Here is a 16,990-nt window from a genome sequence, read left to right on the forward strand (position 1 = left end):
CGTCACTCCTCCCGTTCGTCGTTCGCGGTCTTGGCGGCGAGGGTTGCCGTCGAGGCAGGCAACTCGACCAGGAGCCGGGCGCCTCCCAAAGGACCGTTTTTGAGCGCCTCCTGACGGCCCAGCATGTCGCCGACAGTGTCACGGACGATGGTCAGCCCCAAGCCTGTCCCGCCGTCTCGCGTCGTGAATCCGGGAACCCAGATCTCTTCGATTGAGGCATCCTGGATACCTGGGCCCGAGTCATCCACGATGAGGCGAATCCATGGGGTGTCCTTGTCGACGAAGGAGCGCGTCGCGAGATGGATCCTGCGCTCGGACCCGCCGTCCGTACGCGTCAGCGCGTGGATGGAGTTGACGAGCAGATTGGAGACGATGGATTCGACCGCAGCCTCGTAGGTTCGTACGCGAAGGTTCTGGCAGCCGAGGTCCTGGGTGACGTGAATGCCGCGGTCACTTAGGAAGTTGTGGAACAGCCGCAATGTGGCCAGACACACTTCGTCGATGTCCACGTATGTCAGATCGCGCTTCTTGCGGACAAGGAGTTCCAAGGGGAGCTTCGCAAAAATCTGCAAGGTGCGGGCCCCATCCGTGATGGCGCTCAGGGACGGTTTGTAGCGATCGTCGACGGTCGCCGGATCCAGGTCCCGACGCACCCTTCTGTCGACCGTGCGCACTTCCTGGAGGATGCGATCAGCGGGCTGCTGCGCCTCGTGGGCGAACACGGCGGTACTCGTTCCCACGGTAGCGAGGGCCCGGTAGAGGAGCAGCTCGGAGTGGAGATCCTTGATCTCTCGCAGACGCTGGTCCGCGAGGAGCTGCGAGGTGGTCAGGATGCGCTGTACCGACGCACGGTCGAAGTTGCCGTCCAGACGTCCCTGGTTGTCCGCAAGTTGCTCTTCAAGGGCCTTCTTGGCCTCGGTGAATTCGGCCTCGGCGTCGGCCGTCTGCGTCTTCGCGCGCTTGCGTTGTTCCTGCCGTTCGGCCTCGCGAATCTGGCGACGGCGCTGTGACGCCCACTCGATCGCGGACCGGGCGAACTCACGTAGCTCACCGAAGGCCGCGTTCTGGACGAAACCGCTACGGTCCGTCTTCGGCTGGAGGCGATCTTCTGGGTCGTTGACGACCAGCGCCCCTACGGAGTTGTTCGTGTAGGGCCGGAATTCGGAAAGCACAGCACGGCGGACGTTGATGCTCAGCCAGTCGTCGTCAGGGTCACCGTAGGGCTGGACGCGCAGCCCGTGGTGATACAGGTGCACACCGCCGACGTCTGCGAGCCAGCTCTTGATCTCCGGTGTCGGCTGAATCGAGTCACGCAGGGCGACCGAATGCCTCGGGTTGAGGTTAAACATCCACAGATCGAACCTGGCCGCAGGGGCACTGGTGAAGAGACGTTGGCCGTCGTCGGTGGTGATTCGGCGTCGCCCTCCTGTGGCTACAGACCGAAGATCATCCGCCGTTGCGGTGCCGATCAGATGCCCATGGTGATCCCTGAGTTCCGCCGACTGGCTACCATCTACACCCAGCCGCCCCGACAGGTGGAACTCGGCCCACTGCAAATGTTCATCCGTCACGGCCGAGGTGAGGTCCTCGTATCCGAACGCCGTTTGATTCCAGCGAATCTTGAAGGTCGACTCGGTCTGAAACGGGCCCGTGAGCAGCGTGAGCGAGCGCGTCAGCCGCTCGACATCGGCGACGCTCAAACCCTGCCGGAGATCGTGTATCTCGATACGAGTTCCCACGCGGGCGTGAGGCAGGACGTCGCGGAGTTCGAGCGCTACGTCCTCCACCGCCTGAGCGGAGTCTAGTTCGTCCCAGTCGATACCCAGGGTGTACTGCACCCCTGGGCTCGCCGCTGATCGTGTCGTGACCTTCACGCGCCGGCCCAGGCGAAGCGCCGCAAGACGCCCGAGCCCCTTCTCGCCGACCCGCCTTCGACCGCTGCTGGTGAACGGCGACGACGGTTTCCTGGAACTGCCGATGAGCAGGAAGTCGGAGGTGAGCTCGGCATCAGTCATACCGTGCCCGTCGTCCGAAACGATGATCGAGCCACCAGGGCGCGCGGAGTCGACCAACTCGATGCTGCACTCGGTGGCGTCGGCGTCGTACGCGTTGCGTACCAACTCCATGATCCCCATGTCCGGATGCGGAACGAGCTCTTCACCGAGACGCGTGAGGATCTTGGGCGCGAAGCGCAGATAATGCCTGGCCAACCGGCGCCACCTCTCATCAGCAGTGGGATTCCAGCATGCTAGCTGCATAATGACCGTGCAAGCGAAGCCTTCTGACGTTACGTCACAATAGGGTGCCGCCCAGGCTCGCTGAACTGTTGCATGCTCTGGTGTTCCCGCCGCGGTCGGCGGCGACTCAGGCCGGCCAAGCTTCACGCAGACAAGGGTTACAACTAGCTTCACCTGCGCCGATGGTTACGCGTGCGTGGCATCAAGCAGCGCATCGCCCGAGGGGGGATCGAGACCTCGCAGTGGCTCGGCCGCCTCCGCTCGACCATTGAGCGCACCATGGCCTGGCTCGCCGGCGCCTGCACCGCCGCTATGAACGCAAGGCCGAGCACTTCCTCGCCTTCACGAGCATCGCCTGCACTCTCATCTGCTGTAGTGATCGGCCATGTCCATGAGGGTGCGGCCATGTGGGTCTGCGAGTTCCGGATCCGCCCCGAAGGCCAGCAACACGGCCGTGGTGTGCACAGTCAACGCCTGCCCGCTCTGCAGGGAGCCATCACCCTCGACGTCGATCGCGTGCGTCAGCAGCGTCATCTTGCTGAAGACCTCGTCGGGCTCGGAACCAGTGGCCAGCAACCGGGCCAGGGTCTCAGCATCCTCCTGCTCGACCGCTTGATGCGCGGGTGTCCAGTAGTCGCTCACCACGACATTCAACGGTCCCGACAGCACGCCTGCCAGCGACTATCGACGCCATCAGACACCAGTGGAGATGACGTCTTAGTTCAGCGCACCAAGATGCGTGTTCGGACGACAACCCGAGGCGAGCCGTCTAGGGACGGCAAGGGTGTGAATCGCTGAGCAGTGGCTTCACGCTCCGCACGAGGCGCCCCGTCCAAGGCTCCCAGCACACGATCCTGCTGCTCAGGCGTGAGACGTTCCAGCATCCGGGCCATCGCGCCGAGCTCATCCCCGACCGACGTCACCGCTCACCGGCGAGGTCGAGATCACCCTTGCCCGTCTCGGCCACACCCTCAGCGATCCGGGGACGCCGCCAGGGGTGCGCGATCGGGCCGGAGACCGCCCGCCACCACGGCTCGACCTGAAGCTTTCCCGCCGGCTCGAACGGCTCCCCCGGCCGCGGGAACGCCACTGCCTGGACTCACCCGGCTCCGCCCACGCATGGAAAGCCAGGTTGAACGTCCCCCAGTGGATCAGCAGCAGAACCCCGCCCGGACCGCCTCCCTGCAGGTCAAGATGTGCCTGCACCACCTGGGCCGGCGACATGTGAATGTCTGGCCACGCCCCGGGCAGCGGCGTATAGTCCGTGTAGTTCTTGGGCGACACCCAGTTGAGCGCTTCTGCCACGAACTGCGCCGGTATCGCAATTTCGTCCACCCACGCGCCGAGATTCGCGAGGCTCATGCCCCAGACCGCGAATCACTGAACATGTGCTGGCCTGTGGTCAACGCGGTCCTGAACGACCTCGCCGACTCCCAGGGCAAGGCAACTTGACCAACGTGAACCAGCTCCGCCGCGCGCGTAGCACGTCATGCGAGTCTGAGCACGGGGCGACTGTCCGGCATCCGCTGCACACTGGCCCCCACCCCACACACAATGGGGCCCGCTGCGTCATTCGCTGACGTCGACGCCGCAGCCCCGGGCCAGGCGCGCCCTGAACGGCAGACGACCCCGACCTACCCGTCCTGCTCCTGGCTCACCAGCCCAAGTTCGTCGACCGGGCGGCGGCCGCTGGCATCGACCTCCGGCTCTCCGGCCACACCCACGGCGGCCAGATCTGGCCCTTCCACCACTTGGACCGCATCGACCAGCCCGCCCTCGCCAGCCTCAGCCACCACGGTCCCCGCACCCTCCTCTACACCAACCGCGGCACCGGCTTCTGGGCCCGCCGTTCCGCGTCTTCGCCCCCAGCGAGATCACCCTGCTCGTGCTCCGCTCCCCACACCTGCCCATCGCGCCGCAGCAGAGGGCGGGCCAACACATCCGCTTTCAAGTGTCCTTGAGCTGGGGCGCGGCGGCGACAGATAACCAGGCTCGTCTCGCCGAGGACAAGATCCGGGCCATTCCCGGCCCGACGGCCACAACGAGCAACACGTGGCCACGTTTTACGCAGGGCAGCGACGTTTGACGCCAGTACCACCAGCAGACGAAGAACCTGCTGGTTGGCTCAGCACCACAGTCAGGCAGCAGCCCAAAGACCGGCGTCCAGAATGCGCGCAGCCTTCGTGATGCTTCCCGGCATCAGGTGCCGGTAAGTCCGATATGTCTCCTCGATCGATTTGTGATCCATCCACTCGGCTACGTCGGTGACCGGTATACCGTTACTGAGGGCGTTCGACGCAAAGAAGTGACGGAAGCTGTACATACCAACCCCCTCTTCTGGCGGCAACTGCTTGAACAGTTTCTGTACGCGATAGTGTTCCATTCCTTGTGTGTAATATCCGCTCGGGCCACGAAGAAGGTACCCCTCCGAAGTCACCGGACGCCTCTTTGCGAACTTCTCCATTTCCTCACGCACCGTACGAGGTAGGGGAACCTCCCGAAACTCACCCACTTTTCGGTGCTTCAACTTCGCCGGCCTATTCAACCTGGCATGTATCTGCTCGTGTACACGGTAGACATCGTCTGCAACGATGTTGTTCAGGTTGACAGCCCGAGCTTCGCCGTTTCGCAGACCGCAGCCGACCATCATAGTGATTTCCAGGGCAAGGTCCTCATGAGCTATTGACAGCGCCTTTTCTATGTAACCCAACGTGGGGATACTCACCCTGTCGCGCACGTACTCCGGCCCTTGCACGCCCTTCACAGGGTTACTCGGAATGGCTCCCTTCTCATGGGCATCCAAGAGGATCGACTTGAGGACCCGGAAGATGCTCACCTGGTTACCCCGACCGACACCGTTCGCCTCCAGGTCATCGAGAAACTGCTCCACCACGGTCGGTGTCACTGAGTTCAATTTCCTCGACCCCAGCGTCGGGTTGATGTGCACGTTAAGAGAGCTGAGCACGTTCTCCTTCGTAGAGTATTCCGTCATTCTGCGTTGCCGGGGCAGCCACGTTTCCGAGTACTCCCTGATGGTCTGTTGGCCCAATTCTCGACGGGCCTCCGCCAGCGCGGGTGCCGTCGCCTTCTTCTCGGCATACAACTTCGAAAGTCGCTCGATCGCATCATCCTGGGAAGTGAAGCCCCTCTCCTCACGCTGTTTCCCCAGCGCATCCCGGAAACGAATGGTGTACCGGTGGGGGCAACGAGTGGGCTTGACGCAGGAGCAGTCCTTGAAAAACGAACCCATGCCGCGGGCGAGCTGGCGTGCCACGAATGAAACCTTCCGAACAAGAGCAGGTCCGCCCCTTGGGGCGTCAGCGACGGACCGAGGGGCAGCGGTGCAGTACTCAGCCATGCCTCTTGCTGACCATTTGCTGACCTGGACCTGATCATCATGCCTCTGACCTGCGGAGATGACCAAGCATCAGATTTTCCAAAGGAATGTGCAGGGAAGCGGGCGGGGGGTGAACGGGGTTGATCGGAAGCGGGCAGGATGGATCACAGGGCACCACAGGGAGGTTGGCCATTCACCCTGACCTGCACGACTTACGCACACCAGGGCGCCCCCGCGGCGACTCGATCCGCAAGGACACCAAGCTGCAGGCCGTCGGCACCAACCGGTTCTTGATCCCGCAACTCTTCCTTGAACCCGCGACTATTCCTTCTTCTCGGCGAGGGGCAGAAGATGCTCGCCGGTCAGATGCAGCACCTCGCGGCTCCTCGCTCTTGCGGTCGACCAGCCAGCGCAGGATCAGGCCGTCCAATACCGCGTTGAGATAGCGGGTGAGGACCGGTAGAGGAACAGTCCAACGGATCCCCTCGGCCTCGGCAGCCTCCGCGAGGAGACCCAGGTGGACTTCCAGGCAGCTCTGGTGCTGTCGGCGAGCCAGTTCCTCGAAGCCGGCCTGCCGCAAGGCGTAATGCGTGAGCTCATAGGTCACCCGGTGCTCTCCCGGACCGAGTTCCACACCGTCCCAGAAAGCGCCCAGGCCCTCGGACATCCTCGTACCGAGATCGCCACCCTCCCGGAGGGCATTCCGCGCCGCTTCGGCACTCCTTGCGGTGAAGCGGGTGAGGACTTCCCGGAGGAGTTCCTCCCGAGAGCTGAAGCGGTGACGGAGCCGGACAGCGACTGCACGGGCCTTGACACCCCCTGGCGCGACGCCGAACAATTCCCGCTGCAAGCACGCGAATGAAACGATTCAAAAAGTCGTCCCGCAGACCGCGCTCTTCCCCCGGTTTCCAGGGCGCCCCCTCCCTAGCATCACCGCACATCGTCAGCAGGAGCCCGCATGTCCTCTGCAACGCGTCGGTCTGTCCTGCGCTCGGCCATAGCCGTGGCGCTCACGCCCACCCTCGGCTCGGTGCTTCTACCGGGGCTCGCTCCCCCGGCGTCGGCCGCCGTCTCCTGGACCGCAAAGTGGATCTGGGCTCCGTCCAGCTCGGCGAACCAGTGGGTGGCGTTCCGTAGATCGTTCACCTTGGGCTCCGCGCCGTCCAAGGCGGTGACGCAGATCGCGGCGGACTCCAAGTACTGGCTGTGGGTCAACGGCACACTCGTCGTGTTCGACGGGCAGCTCAAGCGCGGCCCCAGCCGCACCGGCACCTACTACGACGAGATCGACCTCGCCCCTCACCTGAAGAGCGGCAGCAACACGGTGGCGCTGCTGGTGTGGTACTTCGGCAAGCAGGGCTTCTCGCACAACAGCAGCGGCAAGGGCGGCCTGCTGTTCCAGTCCGACATCACCACCGGTTCCACCACCACCCGGGTCGTCAGCGACACCAGCTGGAAGCACACCGTCCACCGGGGCTACTCCGACAACACCAGCGGCACCCAGGTCAACTTCCGCCTGCCCGAGTCGAACATCTACTACGACGCCCGCAACGCCACCGCCCTGACCGCCTGGGAGTCGGCCGGCTTCGACGACAGCGCATGGAGTGCTCCCACCGACTTCGGAGCCGCCGGCAGCGCGCCCTGGAACGATCTCGTCCAGCGACCGGTCCCGCAGTTCCGGTACTCGGGCCCGAAGTCCTACAGCAACGCGTCGTCGCTGCCGTCCACGGGACAGGGCGCCACCGCCATCACGGCCACTTTGCCCTCCAACCTCCAGGTCACGCCGTACCTGAAGGTGGACGCTCCGGCCGGCGCGGTGATCGGCATGCAGACCGACCACTACTCCGACGGCGATGGCCTGACCGGCCTCACACCCGGGGCGGAAAACAACATTCGCGCCACCTACGTCTGCAGGGGCGGGGTCCAGGAGTTCGAGGCGCTGGCATGGATGAGCGGCACGGCCGTGCGGTACACTATCCCGGCGGGCGTCACCATCCTGGATCTGAAGTACCGGGAGTCCGGCTACGACACCGACTTCGCCGGGTCGTTCAGCAGCAGCGACGCCTTCCTGGACACCCTGTGGACCAAGGCCGCCCGCACCATGTACGTCAACATGCGCGACAACTACATGGACTGCCCCACCCGCGAGCGCGCCCAGTGGTGGGGCGATGTGGTCAACCAGCTCAAAGAAGGCTTCTACACCTTCGACACCCGCTCCCACGCCCTCGGCGCCAAGGCCATCGCCGAGCTGACCGCCTGGCAGAAGCCCGGCGGCGCGCTCTACTCGCCGATCCCGTCCACCATCTGGACCGCGGAACTGCCCGTTCAGATGCTCGCCTCGGTATGGGCCTTCGGCACCTATCACCTCTACACCGGCAAGACCGACGCCGTCACCAGCGCCTACCCGGCGGTGAAGACATACCTGAACCTGTGGAGCCTGGACGCCGACGGACTGGTCAACCACCGCGCCGGGGACTGGGACTGGGAGGACTGGGGCAGCAACATCGACGCCCGCGTCCTGGACAACTGCTGGTACTACCTGGCCCTCGACACGGCCATCACCCTCGCCGGTCTCAGCGGCAACAGCGGCGACGTCACCGCCTGGCAGACCAAGCGCGACAGCATCAAGGCCAACTTCGACCGCGTTCTGTGGAACTCCTCGAGGAACGAGTACCGCTCACCCGGCTACAGCGGTGACACCGACGACCGCGCCAATGGTCTCGCCGTCGTCGCCGGCCTCGCGCCCGTCTCCCGCCACCGGGCGGTCACCGCGGTACTGCGCACCCACCTCAACGCCAGCCCGTACATGGAGTTCTACGTCCTGGAAGCGCTCTACCTCATGGGCGCGGCCACCGTCGCCGAGGAGCGGATGCGCAACCGCTACGCCGCCCAGGTCGCCGACCCCGCCTGCTACACCCTGTGGGAGATATGGGAAAAGTCGGGCGGCACCGACAACCACGCCTGGAACGGCGGCTCTCTGTACACCCTGTCCGCCTACGCCGCCGGTGTCCGCCCCACCAAGCCCGGCTGGACCACGTACGACGTCGTCCCGCAGACCGGCACTCTCACGCAGGTCAACACGGTGACACCGACCGTCAGGGGCAACATCCGCGTCGGCATCACCCGCGACGGCACCCAGGTGACGCTGACCCTCACCTCCCCGAGCGGCACGACCGCGCGGGTGGGGGTGCCGACCTATGGCGGCTCCTCGCCGGTCATCAAGGCGAACGGCACCACCATCTTCACGGGCGGCTCCGCCACCGGCAGCGTCTCCGGCCTCGGTTACGCGGGCAAGGACACCTCGTACGTCTACTTCACCCTGCAGCCGGGCAGCTGGACGTTCACGGTCAGCGGCGCCGGCCGACTCGACAACCTCGCGCTGGGCCGGCCCGTCACCAGCAACAGCAGCCTCGAGAACAGCGACTGGGGCAGGAACCGGCTCACCGACGGCAAGCTCACCAGCGTGGCCGGTGCCAAGGGCTACACCAGCATCGACTTCCCCTCCGCCGACGTCAGCGCCAACCCGGTCTGGGTCGAGATCGACCTCGGCGCCGACACCGACCTCGACGCCGTACGCCTCTTCCCCCGCACGGACACCCCGGCGGCCGGCGGCGGCACCGCGGGATTCCCCGTCGACTTCACCATCCAGACCCGCCCCGATGGAGCCGGCACCTACACCACCGCCCGTACCATCACCGCCGAGCCCAACCCGGGCGGGCTGGTGCAGACGTACGGCTTCAAGACCACCACCGCCCGTTACGTACGCCTCCAGGCCACCAAACTCGGTACGCCCCCCGTGGACGAGACCACCAAGTACCGCCTCCAGCTCGCCGAGCTCACCGTCCCCACCGCCGCGACGACCGTCACCGCCAACTACACGCTGGAGAACGGCGACTGGGGCAAGACCCGGGTGCTCGACGGCACAACCACCAGCGTGACCGGCTCCAAGGGCTTCACCAGCATCGACTTCCCCTCCGCCGACGTCACCGCCACCCCGGTCTGGATCGAGATCGACCTCGGCGCCGACCGGGCCATCCGCTCCGTCACCCTCCACCCCCGCACCGACGCCGGCGCGGTCGGCGGCGGCACCGCGGGCTTCCCCGTCGACTTCACCATCCAGACCCGCCCCGATGGAGCCGGCACCTACACCACCGCCCGTACCATCACCGCCGAGCCCAACCCGGGCGGAGCCGCACAGACCTACACCCTCACATCCGCCACCGGCCGCTACGTACGCCTGAAGGTCTCGAAACTCGGCAAGCCCGCCTCGGACGAGACCACGAGGTACCGCCTCCAACTCGCCGAGATCCGTATCAAGTAGCAGGCCATCCCGAAACGGGCGGCGGTGCAGGTCATTCACCACGGCCTCACCGCCGCGGATCGGGTCGAGCGGTTCAACGATCAGCGTCTCCACACAATTCGGTACAGGCCCGAGCCTCCACCGATCCCGGAGCGCTCCACCCCTGCCGGGTCACCATCGCCGCCGCCCTCGGCGTCGAGGGCGGCGACCGGATCGTGCTGCGCGCCGCCGACGGTCTACCAGCGCGGCCGTATCCAGGACGAGTCGATGCTCCACGAGCAGCGCAAGCACGACGGCACCCCGCCCGTCATCGGCGTCAACACCTTCCGCGACCCCCACGCGGAGAGCACCGGGCCGGGCGCCATCGAGCCGGCTCGCGCCACCGAGGAGGAGAAGCAGTCCCGGCTGCGGCGCGTGCGCACCTGTCGTCAACGCCCTCCTGGTGCCCTACCTGCTCAGCGCGGTACGGATGGTGGAGTCCGGGCTCCGCCCCACGACGCTCGACATGCAAGCCCAGAGGGCCGGCGCCTGTCAGCGTGGCCTGGCCGGGGCGGCGCACAGGCCTGGCGATGTGACGAAGCCTCCACCCGGCGACCGGGAGGAGGCTTCGAGCCCGGCCTCCAGCGTCGCGCAGGCCATCCCCGACCTTCTAGTTGTAGTGCGGCCTCAGATGCAGCGAGTTGATGGGCGTCAGGTCCCGGTACTCGCCGTGTTCGGCCGCGATCGACGACGTGCAGTCGTTCGCGTTGTAACTGAGGCACAGCTCGACCACCGCGCCGTCGTACTGGTTGTTCAGCACCCAGTGGTTACCCACCTGGTTGCTGAGGTTGTGGGCGCCGTAGGTCCAGTAGATGTGGCTCGGCGACACGGCCGGGTTCTGGTTCTGCGGGTAGACGCAGACTGCGCCGTACGGGCAACCTGCCCAGGTGTCGGCCGGCTTGGCCTGTGCGGTGCCCGTCGCGACGACGGCCGCGGTCACGCCGGCGAAGGCCAGCGCGGCGGCGCGCCTCAGCTTGGTGCGCATGGAAGGTGACTCCTCCACTGTGGGATCGGGTGATGACCGGAGACCTTACGGAGCGGGTGGGCGTGGCAGGTCCTGACAGATGTCAGGGCCCGGCAGGCAGGGCGAGTGCGTACGTTCGCGGGAGACCACCGAGACCAGGGGGAGTGCCGTGGACAGAGTGCGCAGATCATGGGGAACGGGGAGAGCGTGGCGGAGTGAGCGGCCATGGGGTCGCCGGGTACGGCTATGGCTGGCCGCGCTCGTGACGGTGGTGAGTCTCGGCCTGCCGGTCGCCTCGGCCGCTCCGGCGACCGCCGCCCCGGGATGCGCGCCGTTGCAGTCCGGTGCGAGCCAGGCCGCGCAGGCGGCCGTCCAGGTTGCGTGCCGATACGTCGGGCAGCAGTACGCCTGGGGCGGCGGTCACGCGCAGGGGATGCCCGGTCCCAGTCAAGGCATGTACGACCGCTTCTACCCGGAAACCGCCGCGGACCCGGCCTACTGGAGCTTCGACTGCATCGGCCTGGTGCGCTGGGCCTGGTACAAGGCGACCGGCCGGGACATCATCACAGAGCGCACGACGCAGGCGACCTTCGCGACACCGGGATACGCGCACACGAAGCTGCTGAAGTCGCAGGGGTCGGCCGTGCTGCTGCCCGGCGACATCATGTACTTCGGCCGGGACGGCTTCGGTCCGACGCACGTCGCGCTCTACCTCGGCAATGGACTGATGGTCGAGGCACCGGAATCCGGCGCGAAAATCCAGGTCAACTCCATCAGCGCCCGCTGGGACCGCTACCAGGGCGCGTTCCGCCCGCACGCCGACGCCGTGCCGATGGTCTGGACATGGGACGGCCGCGGTTCGTACCACAAGACATGGGGCCAGCCCAATCTGCGGCAGGACTCGAACACCGGCAGCCACATCAACTTCACCAACGGCAACGGCATCTCCGTGCAGGTGCGGGTGCTGTGCCAGCGGGTGGGCGAGCGAGCCACGGTCGACGGCATGGTGAACAACGTCTGGTCGTACCTGCCGGACTACCACAGCTGGATCAGCAATCTCTTCGTCCAGGGGCCGGCGTTGCTCAAGGACGTACCGTCCTGCGGTGACTTTCCGGCGATCGGCGGAACTCTGGCCGGCGCAGAGAACAACACGTCCTGCGGCGACGGCACTCAGCCCGACTCCGCGGGTGCATGGACGGCCAAGTCGACCACCGTCTTCGGCCGTACCGTGGAGCTCCGCTACAACGGCACCACCCAGTGCGCCTGGGGCCGCATCACCGGGGGCACGGTCGGCGACGAGATCTGGGTGGACCGCAGTGCCGACGGAGGGAAAACCTGGGACTCGATGCTGGGCTACACCACCGTCACCTCGGGCAACGACGCGTACACCACCCAGTGGAACGACGCCGGCCTCGTGATGCGAGCCTGCGGCACCAACGGCCGGGGCGGCAGCATCGAATGCACCGGCTGGTTCTGACTGACAGCGCTCACGCGGCGAACGGCCCCGGCGCTGAAAAGGTGATCACGCCGTGCCGCCCCCCTGTGCGGCGGCGCAAGCACAGCCCCGGGCGCGTCGGATCATGAGTCTGAGCCCTGATCGAGCGCCCGGCCTTCCCCCATGGGGCCGGGCGCTCGTGTGCGGGTCAGCGGTGGACCCGGATGGTCATCCGGTTCCGGCCGAGCAGCACACTCACCGCCTGCGTCCAAGGAGCCGGAAGGCCGCCTGCCCGCCTTCGATCGCGAGGCATACCGTCGAGTTGTGCATCAACCGCATGGCCGTACCGGCGGCCCGAGTCGAGTGCCGTGGCGGCGGGACTGCGGTGCGCGGCCGACTGGCGGGAGGGCGTCTCCTGGCGGGGATCGTCATGGCGGCGCGCCCCGGAGTCGTTCCGCTCGACGGCCTCTCCTTTCCGTCTCTCCTCCCCCGCTCGCCGAGTCGTCCTCCAACTGAACCGAAACGGAGACCGCATGCCTTCCGACACCGCACGCCGCCGCTGCGCCGTGGTGGGACTGGGCGCCCGCGCCCGGCTGTTCACCACGGCGCTCGCCGGTCCCTACGCGGACCGGATCGACCTGGTGGGTTTCTGCGACGTCAATCCCCACCGGATGGCCGTGCACAACGAGTGGATCGGCGCCTCGGTACCCGCCTACCCCGCCGAGGACTTCGCTCTGATGCTGCGCCGCGAGCGCGTCGATCTCGTCGTCGTCTGCACGGTGGACCGGACTCACGACCACTACATCGTCGAGGCTCTGGAGGCCGGCTGCGACGTGGTCACCGAGAAGCCGATGACGACGGACGCGGACCGTGCCCGCCGCATCCTCGACGCACAGCGGCGCACCGGCCGTCAGGTGCGGGTCGCCTTCAACTACCGTTACAACCCGGTGCACGCCGCCGTCCGGGAGACCCTCGCGGCCGGAGAGATCGGCGAAGTGGGCTCCGTGCACTTCGAATGGCTGCTCGACCTGCGGCACGGCGCCGACTACTTCCGGCGCTGGCACCGAGAGAAGGCCAACTCCGGGGGTCTGATGGTGCACAAGGCCACCCACCATTTCGACCTGGTCAACTGGTGGCTGGGCACCGAGCCCCAGACGGTGTACGCGCAGGGCGGGCTGTTCTTCTACGGCGACGAGGCGGGCACACGCCGCGGCCTGGCCCGTGACTACGCGAGGGCGCACGGCTCGCCGGCCGCTGCGGACGACCCGTTCGCCGTGCGGATGGCCGACTCGCCGCTGCTCTCCGCGCTGTACCTGGACGCGGAGTCCGAGGACGGCTACCACCGGGATCAGAACGTCTTCGGACCAGGGGTGACGATCGAGGACGACATGGCGGTGCTGGTCCGCTACGCGACCGGCTCCACGCTGACCTACCACCTCACCGCCTATGCCCCTTGGGAGGGGTACCGGATCGCCTTCAACGGCAGCGGAGGCCGCCTCGAACTGCTGGTGGAGGAGTCCACCTGGACCCGGCCCCGGGCACGGATCCAGGGCGCGAGTGCCGTGCTGCACGGAGAGTCGGTGGGCGACACGGTGGGACGCACGGAGCTGATGCTGCGCCGGTTCTGGGAACCGCCGCGCGAACTGAAGGTCCCGACCGGCGAGGGCGGCCACGGCGGCGGGGACGTGCGCATGCTCGAGGATCTCTTCGGCGAACCCGTGGCCGACCCGCTGGGCCGGGCGGCGGACGCGGTCGACGGGGCGCGCTCACTGGTCACGGGCCTCGCCGCGAACCGGTCCTTCGCGTCGGGGAGCCCGGTGCGCACGCGGGCCCTGCTCGATGTGTGACGGGCCCGCCCCGGCGAGGATGACGATCGTTATAGAGCAGGTGCAAGGCCGGCCTATAACGACTGTCATAGGAGGTGACCGACGACCATCATCACCGTGAACCCGCCACAGGGGCGTCTGACCCTGGAGCAGCCCCGCAGGCTGGCCGGGACACTCACGGACGCGGTGCTCGTGCCCGAGGTCGGCATCGAGGAAGGCAGCTAGGGCTCGCGCGGTGGCGTGCTGTCCATCCTCACCCTGTTGGACAGTGGCGTTTTCTCACAGGAGAAGGCCGAGCGGATCCGAGCGGCGATCGGCGCCTGAGCCGACGACGGTGGGGCAGGGTGACCTGCCGTTACGTCAGGGAAGTGCCTGCTCCGCCCAGATGACCTTGCCGTTGGTGGTGTGCCGGGCGCCCCAGCCCTGGCACGTCTGGGCCACGAGGAGCAGGCCGCGTCCGCCCTCGTCGTAGGTGCGGGCCCGCCGCATGTGCGGGGCGGTGGTACTGCCGTCCGACACCTCGCAGATGAGGGACCGGTCGTAGATCAGTCTCAGCTCGATGGGGGGTTCGGCGTGCCGGATGGCGTTGGTGACGAGCTCGCTGACCACCAGTTCGGTGACGAACGCGCACGCGTCGAGGCCCCATTCGGCCAGTTGCCGGCTCGCGTTCTTGCGTGCCTGGGCGACCGCGGCGGTGTCGGGTGGTACCTCCCAGGCGGCCACGTGGAAGGCGTCCAGGGCGCGGGTGCGGGCCACGAGCAGAGCGACGTCGTCGGCAGGCCGTTCCGGAAGCATGCTCCGCAGCACCGCGTCGCAGGTGCCCTCGAGTGAGGCGTCGGAGGTCTGCAGTGTGCGCAGCAGGGTGTCCATGCCGTCGTCGATGTCACGGAACCCCGCCTCGACGAGACCGTCGGTGTACAGCGCGAGCACGCTGCCCTCGGGCAGCTCTCGTTCGACGGCTTCGAAGGGCAGACCGCCGAGGCCCAGGGGGAGCCCCGCGGGTACGTCGAGGAACTCGGCCCGCCCGCCGGGTGTGAGCAGCGCCGGGACGGGATGCCCCGCGCGCGCCAGGGAGCACCGGCGGGAGACCGGGTCGTACACGGCGTACAGGCAGGTGGCTCCGATGTCGCCGGTGCCGTCGGCGTCCGCGGCCAGGTGGCTGACCAGGTCGTCCAGGTGGGTGAGCAGCTCGTCGGGAGGGAGGTCGACGTCGGCCAGGGTTCGGACGGCGGTCCGCAGCCGCCCCATGGTGGCCGAGGCCTGGATGCCGTGGCCGACGACATCGCCGACGACGAGTGCGACGCGGGCGCCGGACAGCGGGATGACGTCGAACCAGTCCCCGCCCACCCCCGCCTGGGCGCTGGCGGGCAGGTAGCGGGAGGCGACGTCGAGGGCGGACTGCTCGGGCAGCCGTTGCGGCAGGAGGCTGCTCTGCAGAGTCAGGGAGGTGGCGCGCTCTCGCGTGAACCGGCGGGCGTTGTCGATGCAGAGGCCGGCTCTGTCGGTGATCTCCTGGCCGAGCAGCAGGTCGTCCTGTTCGAAGGCTTCGGGGTTGCGGTGGCGGGAGAAGGTGGCCACCCCCAGGGTGAGGCCGCGAGCGCGCATGGGCACGGCCAGCACGGAGTGGAAACCGAAACGGCGCATCCGTTCTCCGCGCTCGGGGGTCTGGCGCAGCACGTCCTCCATGGCCTCGGGGGTGACCTGCTGGATCAGTGGCCGGCCGGCCGCCAGGCACTCGGCCGCGGCCGACCTGTGCGGATAGACGGCCACGGTCCCGTTCGGGACCACGGCCTCGGGACAGCCTTCGAGGACCGACTGGTGGGCGACGCGGCGCAGCCGCACGGGGCCGCGGGGGGAGCCCGTGGGCGGGTCGTCGCCGTCGTCGATGGAGGGCAACAGGTCGACGGTGACGAAGTCGGCGAGCCGCGGTACCGCCACGTCGGCGAGTTCCTGTGCGGTGCGGACCAGGTCGAGCGTGCTGCCGATGCGCAGGCTCGCCTCGTTCAGCAGGGCCAGCCGCTGCCGGGCCTGGTGCTGCTCGGTCATGTCGTGCGCCGAGAGCAGCACCCCTTGCGTCCGGCCGTCCCCCGCCCGGACCGGGGCGAGGGAGACGGTCCACACGCTCGGGCGTTCATGGCCCGCGAGCTGCAGCGAGACCTGGAGGTCCTGCCGCTCGCCGGTGTCCAGCGCTCGCCGCATGGCCTGCTCGGTGAGGTCGGACTGCGGGTGGTGCACGATTTCCGAGACACGCAGTCCGCGCATCGCCTCCTCGGGGAGGCCGATCACCCGTTCCATGTCGGCGTTGGCTCTGACCAGCCGCAAGCCGGTGTCGTACAGCGCCGTCGTACAGGTGGACTGGGTGAAGCTCCTCCTGAGGAAGGCGTCGTCGTCGGGGCTCACGCCGAGGCGGCTGACCGCCGTGAGCAGCAGCCACTCCCTGTGGCCGCCGTCGTTGCGCCGGAGGTGGGCCAGGAGGTTCACGGTCAGGGGGTGTCCCTCGCGGTGCAGGAGCGCCGCCGCGCCGTTCCACCTGGGGAGGGTGAGCAGGGAACGCAGGAGACCGGGCGGGGGCTCGTCGGCGAGCAGCGCGGACCCGGGCCGGCCGACCACTTCCGAGGCCGGGTAGCCGAGCAGCCTGCGCGCTCCTTCGTTCCATCCCGTGACGACGCCGCGCTCGTCCACCACGGCCTTCGCGGTGAGGGCGTCGTCCGCGAGGCCCTCAGGCGGTGCCCCGCTGCCCTCACCCGGGACGGACGCAGATCTCGCCATTGGCCCCTCGACCCGCCTCACCCACTAGGCATCCTTACTACTTGATTCTGATATGCCCCAAGAATGACAGATATCTCCTGCGC

At 67.6% G+C, this 16,990-nt stretch carries 10 protein-coding genes and 4 pseudogenes; 7 read left to right on the plus strand and 7 right to left on the minus strand.

Features of this window, described 5'->3' with window-relative positions; translation table 11 throughout:
- Nucleotides 1-2 precede the first annotated feature (2 nt).
- Nucleotides 3-2,210, minus strand: coding sequence for an ATP-binding protein (locus ACFY5B_RS22805; RefSeq protein ID WP_389971955.1), 2,208 nt, complete (start codon nt 2,208-2,210; stop codon nt 3-5).
- 141 nt (nt 2,211-2,351) lie between these two features.
- Here ACFY5B_RS22805 and ACFY5B_RS22810 point away from each other — a divergent pair.
- Nucleotides 2,352-2,632, plus strand: a pseudogene (locus ACFY5B_RS22810) (IS5/IS1182 family transposase); the annotation flags it as partial.
- On the opposite strand, the gene ACFY5B_RS22815 reads toward ACFY5B_RS22810, so the two are convergent.
- Complete coding sequence (locus tag ACFY5B_RS22815; RefSeq protein WP_389971957.1) at nt 2,601-2,879, minus strand: ankyrin repeat domain-containing protein; 279 nt, start codon at nt 2,877-2,879, stop codon at nt 2,601-2,603. The pseudogene ACFY5B_RS22810 and the gene ACFY5B_RS22815 overlap by 32 nt on opposite strands.
- A gap of 277 nt (nt 2,880-3,156) precedes the next feature.
- Nucleotides 3,157-3,476 (minus strand): annotated as a pseudogene (locus ACFY5B_RS22820) (MBL fold metallo-hydrolase); the annotation flags it as partial.
- 386 nt (nt 3,477-3,862) lie between these two features.
- On the opposite strand from ACFY5B_RS22820, the pseudogene ACFY5B_RS22825 reads away from it, so the two are divergent.
- Nucleotides 3,863-4,146: pseudogene (locus ACFY5B_RS22825) on the plus strand (metallophosphoesterase); the annotation flags it as partial.
- 228 nt (nt 4,147-4,374) lie between these two features.
- On the opposite strand, the gene ACFY5B_RS22830 reads toward ACFY5B_RS22825, so the two are convergent.
- Both ACFY5B_RS22830 and ACFY5B_RS22835 read right to left on the minus strand, forming a co-directional pair.
- Nucleotides 4,375-5,511, minus strand: a complete 1,137-nt coding sequence (locus ACFY5B_RS22830; protein ID WP_389971959.1) for a tyrosine-type recombinase/integrase — start codon at nt 5,509-5,511, stop codon at nt 4,375-4,377.
- Nucleotides 5,512-5,767: 256 nt separating this feature from the next.
- Entirely contained in the window at nt 5,768-6,208 is a 441-nt protein-coding gene (locus tag ACFY5B_RS22835) for a TetR family transcriptional regulator C-terminal domain-containing protein (RefSeq protein ID WP_389972199.1), read from the minus strand.
- Here ACFY5B_RS22835 and ACFY5B_RS22840 point away from each other — a divergent pair.
- From ACFY5B_RS22840 to ACFY5B_RS22850, 3 genes and pseudogenes are all read left to right on the plus strand, one after another.
- On the plus strand, nt 6,092-6,436 hold the full coding sequence (locus ACFY5B_RS22840) for a hypothetical protein (RefSeq protein WP_389972219.1): 345 nt from the start codon (nt 6,092-6,094) through the stop codon (nt 6,434-6,436). The two genes, ACFY5B_RS22835 and ACFY5B_RS22840, sit on opposite strands and share 117 nt — an antisense overlap.
- Before the next feature lie 96 nt (nt 6,437-6,532).
- Nucleotides 6,533-9,895, plus strand: coding sequence for a discoidin domain-containing protein (locus tag ACFY5B_RS22845; protein ID WP_389971961.1), 3,363 nt, complete (start codon nt 6,533-6,535; stop codon nt 9,893-9,895).
- Between the two features lie 201 nt (nt 9,896-10,096).
- Nucleotides 10,097-10,294: pseudogene (locus tag ACFY5B_RS22850) on the plus strand (hypothetical protein); the annotation flags it as partial.
- 229 nt (nt 10,295-10,523) lie between these two features.
- Here the strand turns inward: ACFY5B_RS22850 and ACFY5B_RS22855 are convergent.
- A complete protein-coding gene (locus ACFY5B_RS22855) occupies nt 10,524-10,898 on the minus strand; it encodes a hypothetical protein (protein ID WP_389971963.1) in 375 nt (124 codons plus the stop codon).
- A gap of 241 nt (nt 10,899-11,139) precedes the next feature.
- On the opposite strand from ACFY5B_RS22855, the gene ACFY5B_RS22860 reads away from it, so the two are divergent.
- Together ACFY5B_RS22860 and ACFY5B_RS22865 are read left to right on the plus strand one after the other, a co-directional pair.
- Nucleotides 11,140-12,354, plus strand: a complete 1,215-nt coding sequence (locus ACFY5B_RS22860) for an NlpC/P60 family protein (RefSeq protein ID WP_389971965.1) — start codon at nt 11,140-11,142, stop codon at nt 12,352-12,354.
- Nucleotides 12,355-12,845: 491 nt separating this feature from the next.
- Nucleotides 12,846-14,159, plus strand: coding sequence for a Gfo/Idh/MocA family protein (locus tag ACFY5B_RS22865; protein WP_389971967.1), 1,314 nt, complete (start codon nt 12,846-12,848; stop codon nt 14,157-14,159).
- A gap of 339 nt (nt 14,160-14,498) precedes the next feature.
- Here ACFY5B_RS22865 and ACFY5B_RS22870 read toward each other — a convergent pair whose 3' ends face one another.
- Complete coding sequence (locus ACFY5B_RS22870) at nt 14,499-16,907, minus strand: SpoIIE family protein phosphatase (protein ID WP_389971969.1); 2,409 nt, start codon at nt 16,905-16,907, stop codon at nt 14,499-14,501.
- Nucleotides 16,908-16,990 lie beyond the last annotated feature (83 nt).

Source organism: Streptomyces sp. NPDC013187 (assembly GCF_042899705.1).
Lineage (GTDB): Bacteria > Actinomycetota > Actinomycetes > Streptomycetales > Streptomycetaceae > Streptomyces > Streptomyces hawaiiensis_A.